Origin of the sequence: Enterobacter soli (genome assembly GCF_964208575.1) — a bacterium.
GTDB lineage: Bacteria > Pseudomonadota > Gammaproteobacteria > Enterobacterales > Enterobacteriaceae > Enterobacter > Enterobacter soli_A.
Genome location: NZ_CAXOFU010000004.1, coordinates 208,777 through 228,079, shown reverse-complemented (window position 1 = coordinate 228,079; position 19,303 = coordinate 208,777). Strand labels below are relative to the sequence as shown.

Annotated in this window: 11 protein-coding genes; 4 read left to right on the top strand and 7 right to left on the bottom strand. The window is 56.4% G+C overall.

Annotated features, from left to right (window positions below):
* Positions 1–187 precede the first annotated feature (187 nt).
* The 5 genes from AB6V08_RS05900 to AB6V08_RS05880 all read right to left on the bottom strand — a co-directional run bounded on the left by AB6V08_RS05900 (position 188) and on the right by AB6V08_RS05880 (position 5,985).
* On the bottom strand, positions 188–1,831 hold the full coding sequence (locus AB6V08_RS05900; protein WP_368541804.1) for a multidrug ABC transporter permease/ATP-binding protein: 1,644 nt from the start codon (positions 1,829–1,831) through the stop codon (positions 188–190).
* Between the two features lie 76 nt (positions 1,832–1,907).
* Positions 1,908–2,558, bottom strand: coding sequence for a DNA oxidative demethylase AlkB (gene alkB, locus AB6V08_RS05895; RefSeq protein WP_368541803.1), 651 nt, complete (start codon positions 2,556–2,558; stop codon positions 1,908–1,910).
* On the bottom strand, positions 2,558–3,616 hold the full coding sequence (ada, locus tag AB6V08_RS05890) for a bifunctional DNA-binding transcriptional regulator/O6-methylguanine-DNA methyltransferase Ada (RefSeq protein WP_368541802.1): 1,059 nt from the start codon (positions 3,614–3,616) through the stop codon (positions 2,558–2,560). The genes alkB and ada overlap by 1 nt, the downstream gene beginning before the upstream one ends.
* Positions 3,617–3,688: 72 nt before the next feature.
* Positions 3,689–4,744 carry an FAD:protein FMN transferase ApbE gene (apbE, locus tag AB6V08_RS05885; protein ID WP_368541801.1) on the bottom strand — a complete coding sequence of 352 codons (1,056 nt, stop codon included), beginning with the start codon at positions 4,742–4,744 and terminating at the stop codon, positions 3,689–3,691.
* A 116-nt stretch (positions 4,745–4,860) separates the two neighbouring features.
* A complete protein-coding gene (locus AB6V08_RS05880) occupies positions 4,861–5,985 on the bottom strand; it encodes a porin OmpC (RefSeq protein ID WP_368541800.1) in 1,125 nt (374 codons plus the stop codon).
* Positions 5,986–6,726: 741 nt separating this feature from the next.
* Here AB6V08_RS05880 and rcsD point away from each other — a divergent pair.
* Together rcsD and rcsB are read left to right on the top strand one after the other, a co-directional pair.
* Positions 6,727–9,399 (top strand): phosphotransferase RcsD, encoded by a 2,673-nt coding sequence (rcsD, locus tag AB6V08_RS05875; RefSeq protein ID WP_368541799.1) that lies wholly within the window; start codon positions 6,727–6,729, stop codon positions 9,397–9,399.
* A 16-nt stretch (positions 9,400–9,415) separates the two neighbouring features.
* Positions 9,416–10,066 (top strand): response regulator transcription factor RcsB, encoded by a 651-nt coding sequence (gene rcsB, locus AB6V08_RS05870; RefSeq protein WP_003859405.1) that lies wholly within the window; start codon positions 9,416–9,418, stop codon positions 10,064–10,066.
* Positions 10,067–10,155: 89 nt separating this feature from the next.
* Here the strand turns inward: rcsB and rcsC are convergent, their stop codons facing one another.
* Positions 10,156–13,002 (bottom strand): two-component system sensor histidine kinase RcsC, encoded by a 2,847-nt coding sequence (gene rcsC / locus AB6V08_RS05865; RefSeq protein WP_368541798.1) that lies wholly within the window; start codon positions 13,000–13,002, stop codon positions 10,156–10,158.
* A 136-nt stretch (positions 13,003–13,138) separates the two neighbouring features.
* Positions 13,139–15,775: a DNA topoisomerase (ATP-hydrolyzing) subunit A gene (gene gyrA, locus AB6V08_RS05860; protein WP_368541797.1), complete on the bottom strand. Its 2,637-nt coding sequence runs from the start codon at positions 15,773–15,775 to the stop codon at positions 13,139–13,141.
* 133 nt (positions 15,776–15,908) lie between these two features.
* Here gyrA and ubiG point away from each other — a divergent pair, with 133 nt between their 5' ends.
* Together ubiG and nrdA are read left to right on the top strand one after the other, a co-directional pair.
* Entirely contained in the window at positions 15,909–16,637 is a 729-nt protein-coding gene (ubiG, locus tag AB6V08_RS05855; RefSeq protein ID WP_368541796.1) for a bifunctional 2-polyprenyl-6-hydroxyphenol methylase/3-demethylubiquinol 3-O-methyltransferase UbiG, read from the top strand.
* Positions 16,638–16,971: 334 nt separating this feature from the next.
* The gene (nrdA, locus tag AB6V08_RS05850) at positions 16,972–19,257 is read left to right on the top strand and encodes a class 1a ribonucleoside-diphosphate reductase subunit alpha (protein ID WP_368541795.1); all 2,286 of its coding nucleotides are present in this window, start codon (positions 16,972–16,974) and stop codon (positions 19,255–19,257) included.
* Positions 19,258–19,303: the final 46 nt, after the last annotated feature.

Here is a 19,303-nt window from a genome sequence, read left to right as displayed (position 1 = left end):
CATAAATCCATCAAATAAGATGGCATTAAGCATAGCGCGGGGATATGTAAATAAGAATAAACAACGGGGCGGGATGGATAAAAAAGCGGCATATCGTACAAATCATTGTGCCCGGCGGCGCGACGCTTGCACGGGCCAACAAAATCGTAGGCCGGGTAAGGCGAAGCCGCCACCCGGCACATTGGCATCAGGCCGTCCGCGCCACCGCATCACGCGACGCCGCATCGCGCTCCTCTCCGGTCAGCTCGGTGAGGGTACCGTTGCGCATCTCCAGCAGACGATCGGCGTGAATAAAGTAGTGATCGTCGTGGCTGATGGCAAAAATAGTCTTGCCCATCTCCTGCATTAATGGCAGCAGCACCTGATAGAACTCGCGGCGGAAATGCGGGTCCTGATCGGCTGCCCACTCGTCAAGCAGGATAATGTCGCGCTCTTCCGCCAGCGCCAGCAGCAGCGCCACGCGCTTTTTCTGCCCTTTGGAGAGCTTGAGGTTGAGGATTTTGCCGTCCTGCAGCTCCAGCTTGTGCGACATCTGTAAATGCGTCAGCCACTTCTCCACCAGCGCCGGGTTGGCCTGCTGCCCTTCCGGCCCCAGCAGCTGGTCGAACAGCCAGACGTCGGTAAACACCGCCGAGAACAGCTTGCGGTAATCTTCCGGTTTCTCTGCGTTCAGCGCCCTCCCGTCGAGGAGGATCTCGCCGGACTGCGGCTGATACAGCCCGGTCAACAGCATCGCCAGCGTGGATTTCCCGCTGCCGTTGCCGCCGATCAGAAACAGCAGCTCACCGCGGTGGATGGTCAGATTCACCGGCCCCACGGAGAAGGCGTTATCCTGGTAGCGGAACGACACGTTGCGCAGCTCCAGAGTTTTCCAGTTCGGGAACGCCTGGGGACGCGGGAACTCGGCCTTAAACGGGGCGAGGTCGAATTTCTTGAGCTTGTTGAAGGCCACCTGGGCGCTCAGCAGCGTCGGCAGCGCCCCCACCGCGGAGAGAAGCGGCGTGCGCAGGAACAGCAGCGTCAGCGAGTAGGTTGCCGCCACGTTGGTGTCGGCCCAGCCCAGGCTGTTTGCCATCCAGAACACCAGGCCGATGGCGCCGAGCATCATAATGTTCGACCAGTTCACCGCGCTCAGGTGGAAGGTATCGGCGCGAATAATGTGGTGGCGATACTCGCGCGCGTCCGGAATATAAAGGTTGTTGAAGATGTGCTCGGCGCGCTCGCGGTTCAGCGTCAGCTCTTTGCGCCCTTCCAGCACCGTCTGGTAATCGTTGTAGAGCTTATCTTCCGTTTCGCGCAGCACCGCCATGTGTTTATACACGCGGGAGACAAGCAGATAGCCGCCCCAGATCGTGACCACAATCCACAGCGCGGTCACCGCCAGCATCTTGGTGGAAAGCCAGGCCAGATACGCCGCCGAGCCGAAGGTGAGGATGATCCCCTGCACCAGCTCCGGCAGACGCACAAACGCAATGGTGATCGCCCGGACGTCGCTGGTCAGCCCCGCCAGCAGCGACGCGCTGCCCAGCTGCTCCACGCGCTCTACCTGGGTATCGAGGATCCGCTTGATGAATTCACTGCGCAGGCGATAAACAAAGTGGTGTCCGAGCATGGTAAGGGCCAGCTGGGAGCCCAGCGTCACCGCCATCAGCAGCAGCAGCAGCCCGAGAAACTCCGGCAGCACCGACAACGAGGTGTCGACCATCTCTATCAAACGCACGTTGATAAACGCGATCAGGCCAATGCCCAGCGCGGCGCTGGCAAGGCTTAAGGCCATCACGGCAATAAAGGGCCAGCGGTACTGACGCCAGACGAGAAGAAGTAGTTGCATGCAAAGCAATCCGGGCAATAAAAATCAGCCAGCAGTTTAAACTGCCCTGCGCTCACATCAAGAATAATTCTTATTTTTATTCGCTATACGATGCCTGACGGAAGGTCAGGTTATAGCGAAATTCTTGCGTCAGCGGGTGAAAGCCCGGCTTGAGCGGCTGAATGCCGTGATAGTACAGGCGCGATTCACCGCCCCACACCACCACATCGCCGTGTTCCAGCAGCAGGCGCGTGAGCGGATCGTTACGCCTCAGGCCGCCAAACTGGAAAATCGCGGGCAGCCCTAAAGAGACCGACACGATCGGCGCGCGCAAATCAGGCTCGTCTTTATCCTGATGCAGCGACAGCTTCGCGCCCACGGCGTAGCGGTTGATCAGACAGGCATCGGGGACAAAGTCGGGATAACCTGCCGCCACCGCGGCGTCGTGGCATAACGCCTGAAACGCATCGGGAACGGGCGGCCAGGGATGACCGGTGAGCGGATCGTGTGCGGCATACACATACCCCCGCGCGTCCGTGGCCCAGCCGAGCGTACCGCAGTTGGTCATTGCCACCGACATGGTGTAGCCGCCCGGCGTCACCATGTGGCGAAACGGCGCGCGGGCCGCCACGGAGGCAATCCCCTCCAGCAGCTGCGGGACGCGGGAGAGTGCAAAGCGGCGCAGAACAGTCGCCCCCGGCGCAAGCGGCTCCTGCCAGGGTTCAGACTCTGCGAAAAGATCGAGCATTACGCCTCCTGAGTTTTGGCCTCGCGCCGAAGCAGCAGCGACTTGCGCCCGGTGCCCCAGCGATAGCCGGAGAGCGCCCCGTCGTTACGCACCACGCGATGGCATGGAATGATAATCGCCAGCTTATTCGCCGCGCAGGCGCCCGCCACGGCGCGAACCGCATTCGGTTTACCGATGGCGTTTGCCACCTGCTGATAGCTGGCGGTTTCGCCGCAGGGTATCGCGCGTAGCGCCTGCCAGACCTGCTGCTGAAAGGCCGTTCCGCGAATGTCCAGAGGCAGCGCCAGCGGCACGCCGTTGTCTTCGATGCTGTCTATCACCTGCCGGACGCGCAGGGCGAACGCGCCATCCGTCGGTTCAGGGCGAGCGTGGGGGAACAGCGTCAGCAGCTCGGCCGCCAGCGCCGGGTCATCATCACCCAGCAGAATGGCGCAAATGCCCCGCTCGCTTTCCGCCACCAGGCAGCGGCCCAGCGTGCAGTCGCTGATGGCGTAGCGCACGGCGGCTTCGCCTTTGCGGTACTGTCTGGCGGTCATGCCCAGCGCGCTGTCGGCCCTGCGGTAGTAGGTGCTGCTGTCCGGGAACCCGGCGGCCAGCACCGCCTCGGTAACGTTTTCCCCCTGAGCCAGGGCGCTGCGCAGGCGGCGCTCCCGGGCGGCCTGCTGCCAGGCTTTGGGGGTCATCCCGGTGACCGATTTAAACAGGCGATGAAAATGAAACGGGCTCATCGCCACCTCCTGCGCCAGCGCTTCAAGGGTTATCGACGATGCCTGCTCCAGCAGACGGCAGGCTTTTTCGACGCGCGCCAGCTTCTGCGCCTGAGGATCAGGCCTGTCCGGCAGACAGCGCTTGCACGGGCGAAATCCGGCCTCCCCGGCGCGTTCGGCATCGGGATAGAAGCGGACGTTTTTGCGCAGCGCGCGGCGGGCGCGGCAGGATGGGCGGCAAAAGATGCCGGTCGTCTGGACGGCGAAGACAAACTGATTATCCGCCTGCGGATCGCGGGCAACCACGGCCTGCCAGCGATCCTCATCGGTATTAAAGGTTGGTTTTTTCATCATCGGCTCCTCTTACAAGCATACTCATACCTTGCCCGAGCGCCAGCGAACAAAAACCCGCAACCTTGCTTTTTAATTCTGTTCGCTCACCAGGAAGCTGCGGAACTGCGGCGAGCTCCAGGTTTTAAACCCGTCGCCCTCTTTCGTTATCATGTACACGGCCAGCCCTTCCTGACGCACCACCTCTTTGGCTTTTTCAGGGCCGAGCACCATCAGCCCGGTATCCCAGGCATCGGCTTCCAGCGCCGTCGGGGCGATCACCGTCACCGAAACCAGATTGTGCTGGATCGGGCTTCCCGTTTGCGGATCGATAACGTGGGAAATGCGTTTCCCGTCAAGCTCGTAATAGTTGCGGTAGCTGCCGGAGGTGCTGATGCCGTGGCCGTTGATATCCACCACCGCCTGCACCGCGTTTTGCCGATCCGTTGGCTTCTGGATCGCCACGCGCCACGGTTTGCCGCTGGCGTTCATCCCCCGGCTGACCAGCGCGCCGCCGACAGAGACCAGATAGCGCGAAATGCCCTCTTCGGTCATCAGCGCCGCCAGATGATCCGCCGCGTAGCCCTCGCCGACCGTGGAGAGATCGACAAACAGATCGGGGATGTCTTTTTGCAGATACTGCTGGCCGTACTGATTAATCACCGTCAGGTGCTGCAACCCGGTGCGCGCGCGGGCGTCGTCGATAGCGGCCTGGTCGGGCGTTTGCACCGGCTGCTTGTTCGGGCCAAAGCCCCACAGGTTCACCAGCGGACCCACGGTGATATCCATCGCGCCGTTGGTTTTGTAGCCCACGCGCATCGATTCGGTGACGATATCCGCCATCGCTTCGCTTACCGGCCAAAGCGAGGTGCTTTTGGAGAGGTTAAAGCGCATCAGCGCGGAGTCATTTTTGTAGGTCGAGAGCAGCTGGTCGTCTGCATCAAGCTGTGACTGAATTTTGCCGCGAAGTTCATCCGCCCGCGCGCTGTCGAGGTTCATCACGCTGACGCGCCAGAAGGTGCCCATCGTTTTGCCTTCAAGCACCGTCGCCGCAGGCGCGTCAGGTTTCGCCGCAGGGGTGGAAGAGTCACATGCAGTCAGGAAAAAAAGGCTAGCCAGAAAGCTGGCGCGTAAAAAAGTCATATCCATTCGTTATTATCCTCATGCCAGGGCGGCAAGAGTACACCAAAAACAGGGGATTGTAAGACCCCAAAAAATGACAAAAAAAGGGGCCAGATGGCCCCCTTTGCAATACTGACTGGCGATTAGAACTGGTAAACCAGACCCAGCGCTACGATATCATCAGTACCGATACCCGCTTTTTTGGTGAAGTCGTTGTCATCCAGCAGGTTGATTTTGTAGTCCACGTAGGTAGACATGTTTTTGTTGAAGTAGTAAGTCGCGCCAACGTCAACGTATTTCAGCAGATCCTGGTCGCCGTAACCTTCGATGTCCTTACCTTTAGACTGGAGGTAAGCCACGGAAGGACGCAGGCCGAAATCGAACTGGTACTGAGCAACCACTTCGAAGTTCTGCGCTTTGTTTGCGAAACCGTAGATCGCATCAGCGTCGTCAGTTTTGGAATCACCGAAGCGCGTTGCGTTATAGGTCTGAGAGTACTGCGCTGCCAGATAGATGTTGTTCGCATCATATTTCAGGCCACCGGAGTACACTTCTGCGTGGTCGCCGTTGCCTTTCAGCTGCAGATCGGAAGTGTCGTTCTGGTCAGCAGTACGCTTGGAAGAAGACATTGCACCACCGATGCTGAAGCCTTCGCCCAGGTTGTAGGTCAGGGATGCACCGTAGCCGTCACCGTTCTGTTTCAGAGTGCTACGACCGGTGTCGTTTTCGCCGCTTACGCTGCCGTTTTTGCCCTGGTACTGCAGAGCGAAGTTCAGACCATCAACCAGACCGAAGAAGTCCTGGTTACGGTAAGTTGCCACGCCGTTAGCACGAGACTGCAGGAAGTTGTCAGAACCGTAGGTGTCACCGCCGAATTCTGGCAGTACGTCAGTCCAGGAGGTTACGTCGTAGATCACGCCGTAGTTACGACCGTAGTCGAAAGAACCGGCTTCAGCGAACTTCAGACCTGCGAACGCCACACGGGTCCAGGACTGGTTGCTGCTGCTTTCCGTGTCGTTTGCCTGGATGTTGTATTCCCACTGGCCGTAACCGGAAATCTGGTCGTTAACCTGAGTTTCGCCTTTGAAGCCGAAACGCACGTAGGTCTGGTCGCCATCAGCGCCGTCGTCATCAGAGAAATAGTGCAGGCCGTCTACTTTGCCGTACAGATCTAATTTGTTGCCGTCTTTGTTATAAATTTCAGCCGCATTTGCTGCGCCCGCTACCAGCAGTGCTGGTACCAGGAGGGACAGTACTTTAACTTTCATTTTATTAACCCTCTGTTATATGCCTTATTATTACCACTGCTTACTGGTTAACCCTCTTAACCAATCGGCAATTTCATTCTCCTCAAAAATACAGAATAATCCAACGGGAATATGATACGAAAACTTTGAAGATGTTTCATTTATCCACCAAGATGTTTCAGCATGTAAACAAAGTGGAACTTTTACAAAGCACGAAGCGCTTAAAAATAGCGCACGTATAATCAAACGAAATTATGATTATTGTAAAATCAATAACTTATATGAATAATCCTTACAGCACTGAATGACAAAACAAATTTCCTTGAGATCACTAAAATAACTCTCGCTATCATCATTAACTTTATTTATTACCGTCATTCAGCTTTGAATGTCTGTTTATCCCTAATTCTACCGAATGCTAAGCATTCGGTTTTTTTTTACCTTTCTTTACGTAAATATAATCTCGTTGTGCTACCGCCCGGAAATCATAACGACTATTAATTAAACTCCCCTGAAATCATATCGTTGTATTCACAATTGCCCTGAATCTTAATTTCTTGTTAATTCGTGCTATTTTCCTGGGCTAACCGCGCTTTATTTGTACAACCCGGTACTGTTTGTACATCTTTACTCCACTCACCCGGCGGCTATTCCCCCTGCAAAAAGTCAGCTATTCACCGGTATCGACGCTGGAAATTCAGGTATTACCCTTTATACTGCCCTATCGTCCTTACAGTGCGGCCACAACGGGTTAACAAATCAATGAGTCAGACTGAAACTACCGCCCCGAGCAAATTTTCCCTTCTCCCCGGGAGCATCACCCGTTTCTTTCTTTTATTGATCGTCGTGCTGTTAGTCACGATGGGCGTGATGGTTCAAAGCGCGGTTAACGCCTGGCTGAAGGATAAAAGCTATCAGATCGTAGATATCACCCATGCGGTGCATAAGCGCATTGATACCTGGCGCTACGCCACTTGGCAGATTTACGACAACATTGCTGCAGCGCCTTCCACCTCGTCGGGTGAGGGTTTACAGGAAACGCGCCTTAAGCAGGACGTCTACTACCTGGAAAAACCGCAGCGCAAAACCGAAGCGCTTATTTTTGGCTCCCACGACAGCGCCACGCTTGAGATGACCCAGCGTATTTCGTCGTATCTCGACACCCTGTGGGGCGCTGAAACGGTGCCGTGGTCGATGTACTACCTGAACGGCCAGGACAACAGCATGATCCTGGTCTCAACGCTGCCGCTAAAGGATCTCTCGTCAGGGTTTAAAGAATCCACCGTGGGCAACATCGTGGATTCGCGCCGCGCGGAAATGCTCCAGCAGGCCAACGCCCTGGATGAGCGCGAGAGCTTCTCCTCCCTGCGCCGCCTGGCCTGGCAAAACGGCCACTACTTTACCCTGCGCACCACCTTCAACCAGCCCGGACATCTGGCGACCGTGGTCGCGTTTGACCTGCCGATCAACGATTTGATCCCGCCGGATATGCCGCTGGACAGCTTCCGTCTGGATCCGGATAACAGCACGCAGAATATGCGCACGCCGCCGGACAAAGAAGGAGCCGAAAGCGTTGCCATCTCCTTTAACGGCTCGAAGATTGAGATTGCCTCGTCGCTAAACTCCACCGGGATGCGCCTGGTATGGCAGGTGCCGTTCGGCACATTGCTTCTGGATACGCTGCAAAACATTCTTCTGCCGCTGCTGCTGAATATCGGCCTGCTGGCGCTGGCGCTGTTTGGCTACAGCACCTTCCGTTTCCAGCCGGGTCGTCAGAGCGAAACGGCCTCCGTTTCCGCAGGAACCAGCAACGAGCTGCGCGTCCTCCGGGCGCTGAATGAAGAGATTGTGTCCGTGCTGCCGCTCGGCGTGCTGGTTCACGACCAGGAGGCAAACCGCACGGTGATGAGCAACAAGATTGCCGATCACCTGCTGCCGCATCTGAATTTACAGAACATCACCACCATGGCGGATCAGCACCAGGGGGTGATTCAGGCCACCATCAATAACGAGCTGTACGAAATCCGACAGTTCCGCAGCCAGGTCGCCTCCCGCACGCAAATCTTTGTTATTCGCGATCAGGATCGCGAAGTGCTGGTGAATAAAAAACTCAAGCAGGCGCAGCGCCTGTACGAGAAAAACCAGCAGGGTCGCGCCGCGTTCATGCAAAACATTGGCGAGGCGTTCAAGGCGCCGCTAAAAGCGCTGGCAAATCAGGCTGCAACGCTCAGCACGCCGGAAAGCCACCAGCTGGCAAGCAAAGCCGATACGCTGGTGCGTCTGGTGGATGAAATTCAGCTGGCGAACATGCTGGAAAATGACACCTGGAAAGGCAGCTCTACCCTCTTCTCAATTCAGGATTTGATCGACGAAGTGGTGCCTGAGGTACTGCCGGTTATCAAGCGCAAAGGGCTGCAGCTGCTGATCAACAACCACCTGCCGGCCAACGATGAGCGCCATGGCGATCGCGAAGCGCTGCGCCGCATCCTGCTGATGCTGATCCAGTATTCCGTCACCACCACGCAGATTGGCAAAGTCACGCTCGAAGTCAGCACCGACGAATCCGCAGACGATCGCCTGACGTTCCGCATTATGGATACCGGCGAAGGGGTGACGGCGAGCGAAATCGATAACCTGCACTTCCCTTTCCTGAACGACACTCAGGGCGATCATTACGGCAAAGCTAACGCCCTCACCTTCTGGCTGAGCGATCAGCTGGCGCGTAAGCTGGGCGGGCATCTGAATATTAAAGCGCGCGAGTCGCTCGGCACCCGCTATTCTCTGCACGTGAAAATGGCGGCGAATCCGCAGGAAGAAGATGAAGAGCGCCTGCTGGACGAAGTGACAATCATGGTGGATGTGACCTCAAACGAGATCCGCAACATTGTGGTTCGCCAGTTAGAAAACTGGGGCGCGTCGTGCATCACGCCGGATGAAAGGCTCACGAGTCAAGAATTTGATCTCTTTTTAACTGATAATCCGTCTAATCTTACTGCCTCGGGCTTGCTTTTAAGCGATGATGAGCCAGGCGTGCGAAAAATCGGCCCAGGCCAGATGCGCGTCAACTTTAATATGAGCAATGCGATGCAGGAAGCTGTACTACAACTTATAGAAGAACAGCTGGCGCAAGAAGAAATCCTGGAGTCCCCTCTGGGCGGTGACGAAAATGCCGAACTCCATGCCAGCGGCTACTATTCACTCTTTGTTGATACAGTACCAGATGATGTTAAGCGGTTGTATACTGAGTCCGCCGCAAATGATTTTGCAGCGCTGGCGCAGACAGCACACCGGCTTAAAGGGGTGTTTGCCATGCTTAATCTGGTTCCCGGCAAGCAGTTATGTGAAACGCTGGAACATCTAATTCGTGAGAAAGATGCCTCTGGCATTGAAAAATACATCAGCGACATTGACGCTTACGTCAAAAGCTTGCTGTAGCAAGGTAGCCTTATACATGAACAATATGAACGTAATTATTGCCGATGACCATCCGATTGTACTGTTCGGTATTCGCAAATCACTTGAACAGATCGAGTGGGTGAATGTAGTCGGTGAATTTGAAGACTCCACAGCACTGATCAATAACCTGCCAAAACTTGATGCCCACGTGCTCATTACCGATCTCTCCATGCCGGGAGATAAATACGGTGATGGGATCACGCTCATCAAATATATTAAACGTCACTTCCCGGATATTTCGATTATCGTTCTGACCATGAACAACAACCCGGCTATTTTAAGCGCCGTGTTGGATCTGGATATCGAAGGGATCGTCCTGAAACAGGGCGCACCAACCGACCTGCCAAAAGCGCTGGCGGCCCTGCAAAAAGGCAAGAAATTTACGCCGGAAAGCGTGTCCCGTCTGCTGGAGAAAATCAGCGCGGGTGGCTACGGTGATAAGCGTCTGTCGCCAAAAGAGAGTGAAGTTCTGCGCCTGTTCGCAGAAGGTTTCCTGGTCACCGAAATCGCCAAGAAGCTGAACCGCAGCATCAAAACCATCAGTAGCCAGAAGAAATCAGCAATGATGAAACTGGGCGTGGATAACGATATTGCGCTGCTGAACTACCTCTCATCCGTTACGCTGAGCGCGACGGACAAGGATTAATCCCCGGCGGGTGTGCGGCCTGATGCCCTCACCCTGCCCCTCTCCACAGGGAGAGGGAGAACAAACAAAAAGGCCCTTGCGGGCCTTTTTTATATTCTCGTTTTCCTGACCCTGTCCGCGTAAACGGATAGCGTCTGCTTGAGAACGTCCAGCGTTACCGGCTTCGACAGGCAGCTGTCCATGCCGGATTCCAGGCAGCGCTGCTTCTCCTCCGCCAGCGCGTTCGCCGTCACGCCCACCACCGGCAGCGTGAGGCCAAGCTGGCGGATGCGCTGCGTCAGGCGATAGCCGTCCATGTTCGGCATGTTCACGTCGCTGAGCACGATATCGATATGGTTCTTGCTCAGCACATTCAGGGCATCCACGCCGTCGTTGGCGGTTTTGCACTGATAGCCCAGCGAACCAAGCTGGTCGGCCAGCAGCCGGCGGTTAATCGGATGGTCATCCACCACCAGAATCATCATATCGTCGTTAAGCGACGCCAGGGCGTCCGGTGACGGCAGCGCCGTCGCGCCGCTGTTCTCTTCCAGCTCGACGCTGTAAATTCGCGCCAGCAGCCCCAGCAGCTCGTGCGGCGTGGCCACGCTGTGTACCCACTCGCCCGGTGAACGCTCAAGGGGAATGCCAATGTGACGACGGCAGAAGGTCACCACGCCTCTTCCCGGCCACGCCTGCTCCAGCTCGCCGTCGGTTATCAGCATATCGTCAGCGTCAGGCGTCTGGCCCTCGTAGTTCGACACGCGCATTCCGCTATTGCCCAGAAGCGAGGTGAGGAAATCATTCAGCGACGCGTTGTGAACCGCCAGCCAGCAGCGCTTGTCGTTCAGCCCGTCGACGGTCGATTTCACCGGATACTGCGCCGAATAGAGCGGAATACGGATGGTGAACTGGCTGCCCATGCCGGGCTCGGTATCCACCGAGATGTCCCCGTCCATCATGCTGATCAGCTTTTCACAAATCGCCAGCCCCAGACCGGTGCCCTGGAAGTTGCGCTGCACGCCGGTGCCGACCTGGAAGAACGGATCAAACAGACGCACCACCTCTTTCGCCGGAATGCCGACGCCGGTATCGCGCACGCGAATGCTCAGGTAATCCCCCGCCCGGCAGACGTGCAGAACGATACAGCCGATGTCGGTGAATTTAATGGCGTTGCTGAGCAGGTTGGAAATCACCTGCTGCAAACGCATCGGATCGCCGTGCAGGGTAAGCGGCACGTCCGGCTCGATAAAGCAGTACAGGCCAAGCTGCTTGCGCACCACCAGCGGCATGTAGTTGGCGCTGATGTGGTTCATTACCTCGCGCGGGGAGAACTCGCGCGGCTCGATTTTCAGCTGCTCGGACTCAATTTTCGAGAAGTCGAGAATGTCGCTGATGATTTTCAGCAGCAGGCTCGACGAGTTGTTCATGGCCGTCACCAGGCGCTCAACGCCGTTCGGCAGCTCCTTGGTTTGCAGAAGATCCAGGTTACCGATGATGCCGTACAGCGGGGTGCGCAGCTCGTGGCTGACGGTGGCAAGGAACATCGATTTCGACTGGCTGGCCTGCTCCGCCGCCTGCGCCATCTCCTGTAGCGACTCTTCCATCTTCACGCGCGCCGAGACGTCCACCAGCACGCAAATCGCCACGTTTTCATTGCGATAGCGGGAGTGCACAAAGCTGATTTGCAGGTTGGTGTGGGTACTGGTCAGCACATCGACAAAGTTAACCTGCTGCCCGCAGATGATTTGCGTCAGCCGCTGGCGGTCTTCGTGGGTCAGCATGTTCAGGTAGTTGTGGGCCAGCTCGTTACTCAGGATGTTGGTGCCGTCCTGGGTACGTAAAATACAGATCCCGACGGGCGCGGAGGCCACAATCTTGCGGTTAAACTGCTCGTGCTCTTCCAGGCGCTGGGCGTCGGTTTCCGCCGGAATAAAGATCCGGCGCTCGTACATTCGCGCCAGGGTGAACAGCGCAATCCCGACCAGCACGTTAAGGATGATGGCGTTCAGGATAAGAATGCGAATGCGCTCCAGCACAAGATCCACCGGCACCGAGTAGACAATGCTAAGTGACGACGGCGGCAAGCTTTTCTTGAGCACCAGCTCGCGGAAGCCGGAGGTATAGCCAAACCACGAGCGCTCCTGCATCCAGTGGGAGTCAACTTTTAAGCGGTTTTCCGGCCCGGTCAGGGAGATCAGCGTGTGGCCGTTTTCATCCAGCACGGTGACGCCCATCGGCAGGCTGCCTGGCGTGAAGAAGTTCTCCATGCGGATGGTTTGCTCAATGCCCAGCAGCGCCTGCAGGCGATTGCCGAGGTAGACCGGCGTCAGGGCATAGAAATAGCCCACGCCCATGCGCGGCCCCTGGCTTATCCAGAAGAGGTTGTTGCCGCGCTCATCCTGCGGCGCGTTGCGGTACTTAACGATGCGCTCGTGCAGGCTTTTCAGGGCATCGTCGCGCTCAACCGGAATGTCCCGCAGGCCGAAATCGGCCATGCAGAGGTTGTCGCTGCCAATCAGGAACACGCGGTTGAGATCGTAGGCGGCAGAGAAATTATCGCGCCAGTAGCGCATGAACCAGGCCAGGGATTCCAGCGAGCCGCGCCAGGTGCTGCCCATTGCCGAGCAGTCCGAGTCCGGAAACAGCGGCTCGAAATCCGGCACTTCGGCTTTGTCATTGCGCCCGCGCGTGGCGAGCACCCCGTTCTCCGCCGTCAGGCGGTTCTCAGCGATGTACTTCAGCTCTTTCATCACATCCGAGGTGCGCTGGATATAGCGCTGAGCCTGATCGGAGCTGAGATTAAATTCCTGGCGGATCTCGGACTCTTTCTGGTGCAGCGCGTTAACGATGTAAAACACCGAAAACAGCGCCACCAGCAGCCACAGCAATAGCGCCAGCGCCCGAAACAGATAGCGAGAAACTTTTAGCGTAGTACGGAAAGAAACGAGGTATTTCAAAGGGGCGAGGCTCCGCCGTCGGGGTCAAAAAGAATGAGGTTTAAGGTAGCGGTAAACGCGCCTTGTCGCAACGTTCACTTATCTGCAACTGCAAAAGAAAAGGGCCGGAATCCGGCCCTTTTTGCATCAGGAGACATTACTCGTCAGCGTCGTCCGCTGCGTCGTCGTCGGTGTCCGCTTCCGGCGCGATTTCATCATCGCCTTCCGCCACGCTACCGTCGATCGAGTCGAGCTCTTCGTCGTCTACGGGTTCAGCAACGCGCTGCAGACCCACAACGTTTTCGTCTTCCGCGGTGCGGATGAGGATAACGCCCTGGGTGTTACGACCCACCACGCTGATCTCGGATACGCGAGTACGCACCAGCGTACCAGCATCGGTGATCATCATGATCTGGTCGGTGTCATCTACCTGCACCGCGCCAACAACGGAACCGTTGCGCTCGGTCACTTTGATAGAGATAACGCCCTGCGTGCCGCGGGACTTGGTCGGGTATTCGCTTTCAGCGGTACGTTTACCGTAGCCGTTCTGCGTCACGGTCAGGATTGCACCTTCGCCGCGCGGAACGATCAGGGAAACCACCGCGTCTTCACCCGCCAGTTTGATACCGCGAACGCCGGTCGCTGTACGACCCATCGCGCGCACCGCGTTCTCTTTGAAGCGCACCACCTTACCGGCAGCAGAGAACAGCATGACTTCATCGGAGCCCGAGGTCAGGTCAACGCCAATCAGCTCGTCGCCTTCGTTCAGGTTAACCGCGATGATACCGGCAGAGCGTGGACGGCTGAACTCGGTCAGCGCGGTTTTCTTCACCGTACCGCTGGCGGTCGCCATGAAGACGTTCACGCCTTCTGCGTACTCGCGTACCGGCAGAATAGCGGTGATACGCTCGTTCGGCTCAAGCGGCAGCAGGTTGACGATTGGACGACCGCGCGCGCCACGGCTCGCTTCCGGCAGTTGATACACCTTCATCCAGTACAGACGACCGCGGCTTGAGAAGCAGAGGATCGTGTCGTGGGTGTTGGCCACCAGCAGACGGTCAATAAAGTCTTCTTCTTTAATACGTGCCGCAGATTTGCCTTTACCGCCACGGCGCTGTGCTTCGTAGTCGGTCAACGGCTGATACTTCACGTAGCCCTGGTGAGACAGGGTCACCACAACGTCTTCCTGGTTGATCAGGTCTTCGATGTTGATGTCCGCCGTGTTGGCGGTGATTTCAGTGCGACGCTCATCGCCGAACTGATCGCGAACCAGCTCCAGCTCTTCACGGATCACTTCCATCAGGCGGTCTGCGCTACCCAGGATATGCAGCAGCTCTGCGATCTGCTCCAGCAGCTCTTTGTACTCGTCGAGCAGTTTTTCGTGCTCAAGGCCGGTCAGTTTCTGCAGACGCAGATCCAGAATCGCCTGGGCCTGCTGTTCAGTCAGGTAGTACTGACCGTCACGCACGCCGAACTCAGGCTCCAGCCACTCAGGACGCGCAGCGTCGTCGCCAGCACGTTCCAGCATCGCAGCCACGTTGCCCAGATCCCACGGACGTGAAACCAGGGACGCTTTCGCTTCTGCCGGCGTTGGCGCGCGGCGAATCAGCTCGATGATAGGATCGATGTTTGCCAGCGCTACGGCCAGTGCTTCAAGGATATGGGCACGGTCGCGGGCTTTACGCAGTTCGAAGATGGTACGGCGCGTCACCACTTCACGGCGGTGACGAACGAACGCGCTCAGGATCTCTTTCAGGTTCATGATCTTCGGCTGACCATGGTGCAGTGCAACCATGTTGATACCGAAGGACACCTGCAGCTGGGTCTGGGAGTACAGGTTGTTCAGCACAACCTCGCCCACCGCGTCGCGTTTGATTTCAATCACGATGCGCATACCGTCTTTATCAGACTCGTCGCGCAGCGCGCTGATACCTTCAACGCGTTTCTCTTTCACCAGCTCGGCGATTTTCTCAATCAGGCGCGCTTTGTTCACCTGATACGGAATTTCGTGAACGATGATGGTTTCACGGCCGGTTTTCGCGTCCGCTTCCACCTCCGCGCGGGCGCGGATATAAATTTTGCCACGACCGGTGCGGTACGCTTCTTCGATACCGCGACGACCGTTGATGATTGCCGCTGTCGGGAAGTCCGGGCCCGGGATGTGTTCCATCAGCCCTTCAATGCTGATGTCTTCATCGTCGATATAGGCCAGGCAGCCGTTGATCACTTCCGTGATGTTGTGCGGCGGAATGTTGGTCGCCATACCTACGGCGATACCGGACGAACCGTTCACCAGCAGGTTAGGGATTTTCGTTGGCATCACGTCAGGGATTTTTTCCGTGCCGTCATAGTTATCAACGAAATCAACAGTCTCTTTTTCCAGATCGGCCATCAGTTCATGGGCAATTTTCGCCAGACGGATTTCCGTATAACGCATTGCCGCGGCGGAGTCGCCGTCGATAGAACCAAAGTTACCCTGACCATCTACCAGCATGTAGCGCAGCGAGAATGGCTGCGCCATACGGACGATGGTGTCGTACACCGCGGAATCACCATGAGGATGGTATTTACCGATTACGTCACCAACGACACGGGCAGATTTTTTGTAGGCTTTATTCCAGTCATTGCCCAATACGTTCATGGCGTATAGTACGCGACGGTGTACCGGCTTAAGGCCATCGCGGACGTCCGGCAGCGCACGGCCAACAATGACCGACATCGCATAGTCCAGATAGGAGCTCTTCAGCTCTTCCTCGATGTTGACCGGTGTAATTTCTCTCGCAAGGTCGCTCATCTAACCGCTATCCCTCTACTGTATCCCGGATTCAAAGGTCGCAAATTATAACACAGCCGCAGAGGTTTAAACTAATTTGCTTTATTATCCTGATATACTTCCCCCGTCTTTAAATAACGGAGTAAAAGCGTCCATGAATGCCGAAAAATCCCCGGTGGCTCACAACGTTGACCATGAAGAGATTGCCAAGTTTGAAGCGGTGGCGTCCCGCTGGTGGGATCTCGAAGGTGAGTTTAAACCCCTGCATCGCATTAACCCGCTGCGTCTGGGCTATATCGCGGAGCGTTCCGGCGGTCTGTTCGGTAAAAAAGTGCTCGACGTTGGCTGCGGCGGCGGCATCCTGGCCGAAAGCATGGCCCGTGAAGGCGCAACCGTCACCGGGCTGGACATGGGCTTTGAGCCTTTACAGGTCGCACGCCTGCACGCGCTGGAATCCGGCGTTCAGGTGGAATACGTCCAGGAAACCGTCGAGGAGCACGCGGCAAAACACGCGCATCAGTACGATGTGGTGACCTGCATGGAGATGCTGGAACATGTGCCTGACCCGCAGTCGGTGGTCAATGCCTGCGCCAAACTGGTAAAACCGGGCGGCCAGGTGTTCTTCTCCACCATCAACCGTAACGGCAAAGCCTGGCTGATGGCGGTGGTCGGCGCGGAATATGTGCTGCGCATGGTGCCGAAAGGCACGCACGACGTGAAGAAATTCATCAAGCCTGCCGAACTGCTGAACTGGGTTGACCAGACCTGGCTAAAAGAGCAGCACATGACCGGCCTGCACTACAATCCGGTGCTGGATAAATTCAAACTCGCACCGGGCGTAGATGTTAACTATATGTTGCACACAACCGCCAAAAACGACTAACGTCATTCGTTATTCTTATAAAGATTGCGCGACATCATGTTGCGCAATTCTGACCTCCCGTTGAAGAAATCAGCACTCGATCAAATTTTCGATTTTTTTTGCGAAATATTGACATCTCGTCCAGGCCTTACGATACGTGGACTTAGCCTTTATCACGCTTTAGCAACCTGAATTTAACGTCAAAATCAACTCTTGTACTCAAAAGAATCCTTACTAGAATACTCACCATCTTGCGTTAATCTTATCGTAGAACCCCTATATGTAGTATTTATCCACAACAACCTGTGGATAAGCGGGGGATATTTTTTTATTTCACGGACAGGTAAAAACCCACATGAATCAGAGTCTGCTGGTGACAAAGCGCGACGGTACTACCGAGCGTATCAATCTGGACAAAATCCATCGAGTTCTCGACTGGGCAGCAGAAGGACTGAACAACGTATCTATCTCCCAGGTTGAACTGCGTTCTCACATTCAGTTCTACGACGGCATCAAAACGTCTGATATCCATGAAACCATCATCAAAGCGGCGGCAGATCTGATCTCCCGCGAAGCGCCGGATTATCAGTACCTCGCTGCGCGTCTGGCCATCTTCCACCTGCGTAAAAAAGCCTACGGCCAGTTTGAGCCGCCAGCGCTGTATGACCACGTAGTGAAAATGGTTGAGTTAGGGAAGTACGACACGCATCTGCTGGAAGACTATACGGAAGAAGAGTTCAAGCAGATGGACGGGTTTATCGATCACTGGCGTGATATGAACTTCTCCTACGCGGCGGTGAAGCAGCTCGAAGGTAAATATCTGGTGCAGAACCGCGTGACGGGCGCCATCTACGAGAGCGCACAGTTCCTGTATATTCTGGTCGCCGCCTGCCTGTTCTCTAACTACCCGCGTGAGACGCGTCTGTCCTACGTGAAGCGTTTCTACGATGCGGTGTCGACGTTTAAAATTTCTCTGCCTACGCCAATCATGTCCGGCGTGCGCACCCCGACCCGTCAGTTCAGCTCCTGCGTACTGATCGAGTGCGGCGACAGCCTGGATTCCATCAACGCCACCTCCAGCGCCATTGTGAAATACGTGTCCCAGCGTGCCGGTATCGGCATCAACGCCGGTCGTATTCGCGCGCTGGGTAGCCCAATTCGCGGCGGTGAAGCGTTCCACACCGGCTGTATCCCGTTCTATAAACACTTCCAGACCGCAGTGAAATCCTGCTCTCAGGGCGGCGTGCGCGGCGGCGCGGCAACCCTGTTCTACCCGATGTGGCACCTGGAAGTGGAAAGCCTGCTGGTTCTGAAAAACAACCGCGGCGTGGAAGGCAATCGCGTGCGTCACATGGACTACGGCGTACAGATCAACAAGCTGATGTACACCCGTCTGCTGAAAGGTGAAGAGATCACCCTGTTCAGCCCGTCAGACGTCCCGGGCCTGTACGACGCGTTCTTCGCCGATCAGGACGAGTTCGAGCGTCTGTACACCAAATACGAAAAAGACAACAGCATCCGCAAGCAGCGCGTAAAAGCCGTGGACCTGTTCTCTCTGATGATGCAGGAACGTGCTTCCACTGGCCGTATCTACATCCAGAACGTTGACCACTGCAACACCCACAGCCCGTTCGACCCGGTTGTAGCGCCTGTTCGCCAGTCTAACCTGTGCCTGGAAATCGCCCTGCCGACCAAGCCGCTGGAAGATGTGAACGACGAAAACGGTGAAATCGCGCTGTGTACGCTGTCCGCGTTCAACCTGGGTGCGATTAAGAGCCTGGACGAGCTGGAAGAGCTGGCGGTGCTGGCGGTTCGTGCGCTGGATGCCCTGCTGGACTACCAGGATTACCCAATCCCGGCCGCAAAACGTGGTGCAATGGGCCGTCGTACCCTGGGTATCGGCGTGATCAACTTCGCCTACTGGCTGGCGAAAAACGGCAAGCGTTACTCCGACGGCAGCGCCAACAACCTGACGCACCAGACGTTCGAAGCGATTCAGTACTACCTGATGAAAGCCTCCAACGAGCTGGCGAAAGAGCAAGGCGCGTGCCCGTGGTTCAACGAAACCACCTATGCGAAAGGCATTATGCCGATCGATACCTACAAGAAAGACCTGGATGCGATCGTCAGCGAGCCGCTGCACCTCGACTGGGAAGGTCTGCGCGAGTCCATTAAAACTCACGGCCTGCGCAACTCCACGCTCTCTGCCCTGATGCCGTCCGAGACCTCCTCGCAGATCTCCAACGCCACCAACGGTATCGAGCCGCCGCGCGGCCACGTCAGCATTAAGGCGTCGAAAGACGGCGTGCTGCGCCAGGTTGTGCCGGATTACGAAACGCTGGGCAGCAACTACGAGCTGCTGTGGGAAATGCCGAACAACGACGGTTACCTGCAGCTGGTGGGTATCATGCAGAAGTTTATCGATCAGTCGATCTCTGCCAATACCAACTACGACCCGACGCGCTTCCCGTCCGGCAAGGTTCCGATGCAGCAACTGCTGAAAGACCTGCTTACCGCCTATAAATTTGGCGTGAAAACCCTGTACTATCACAACACCCGTGATGGTGCGGAAGACGCCCAGGACGACATGGTTCAGTCCATTCAGGACGACGGCTGCGAAAGCGGCGCATGTAAGATCTAAGCACTTCGCCGGGTGGCGCTTCGCTTACCCGGCCTACGGTTTTGTA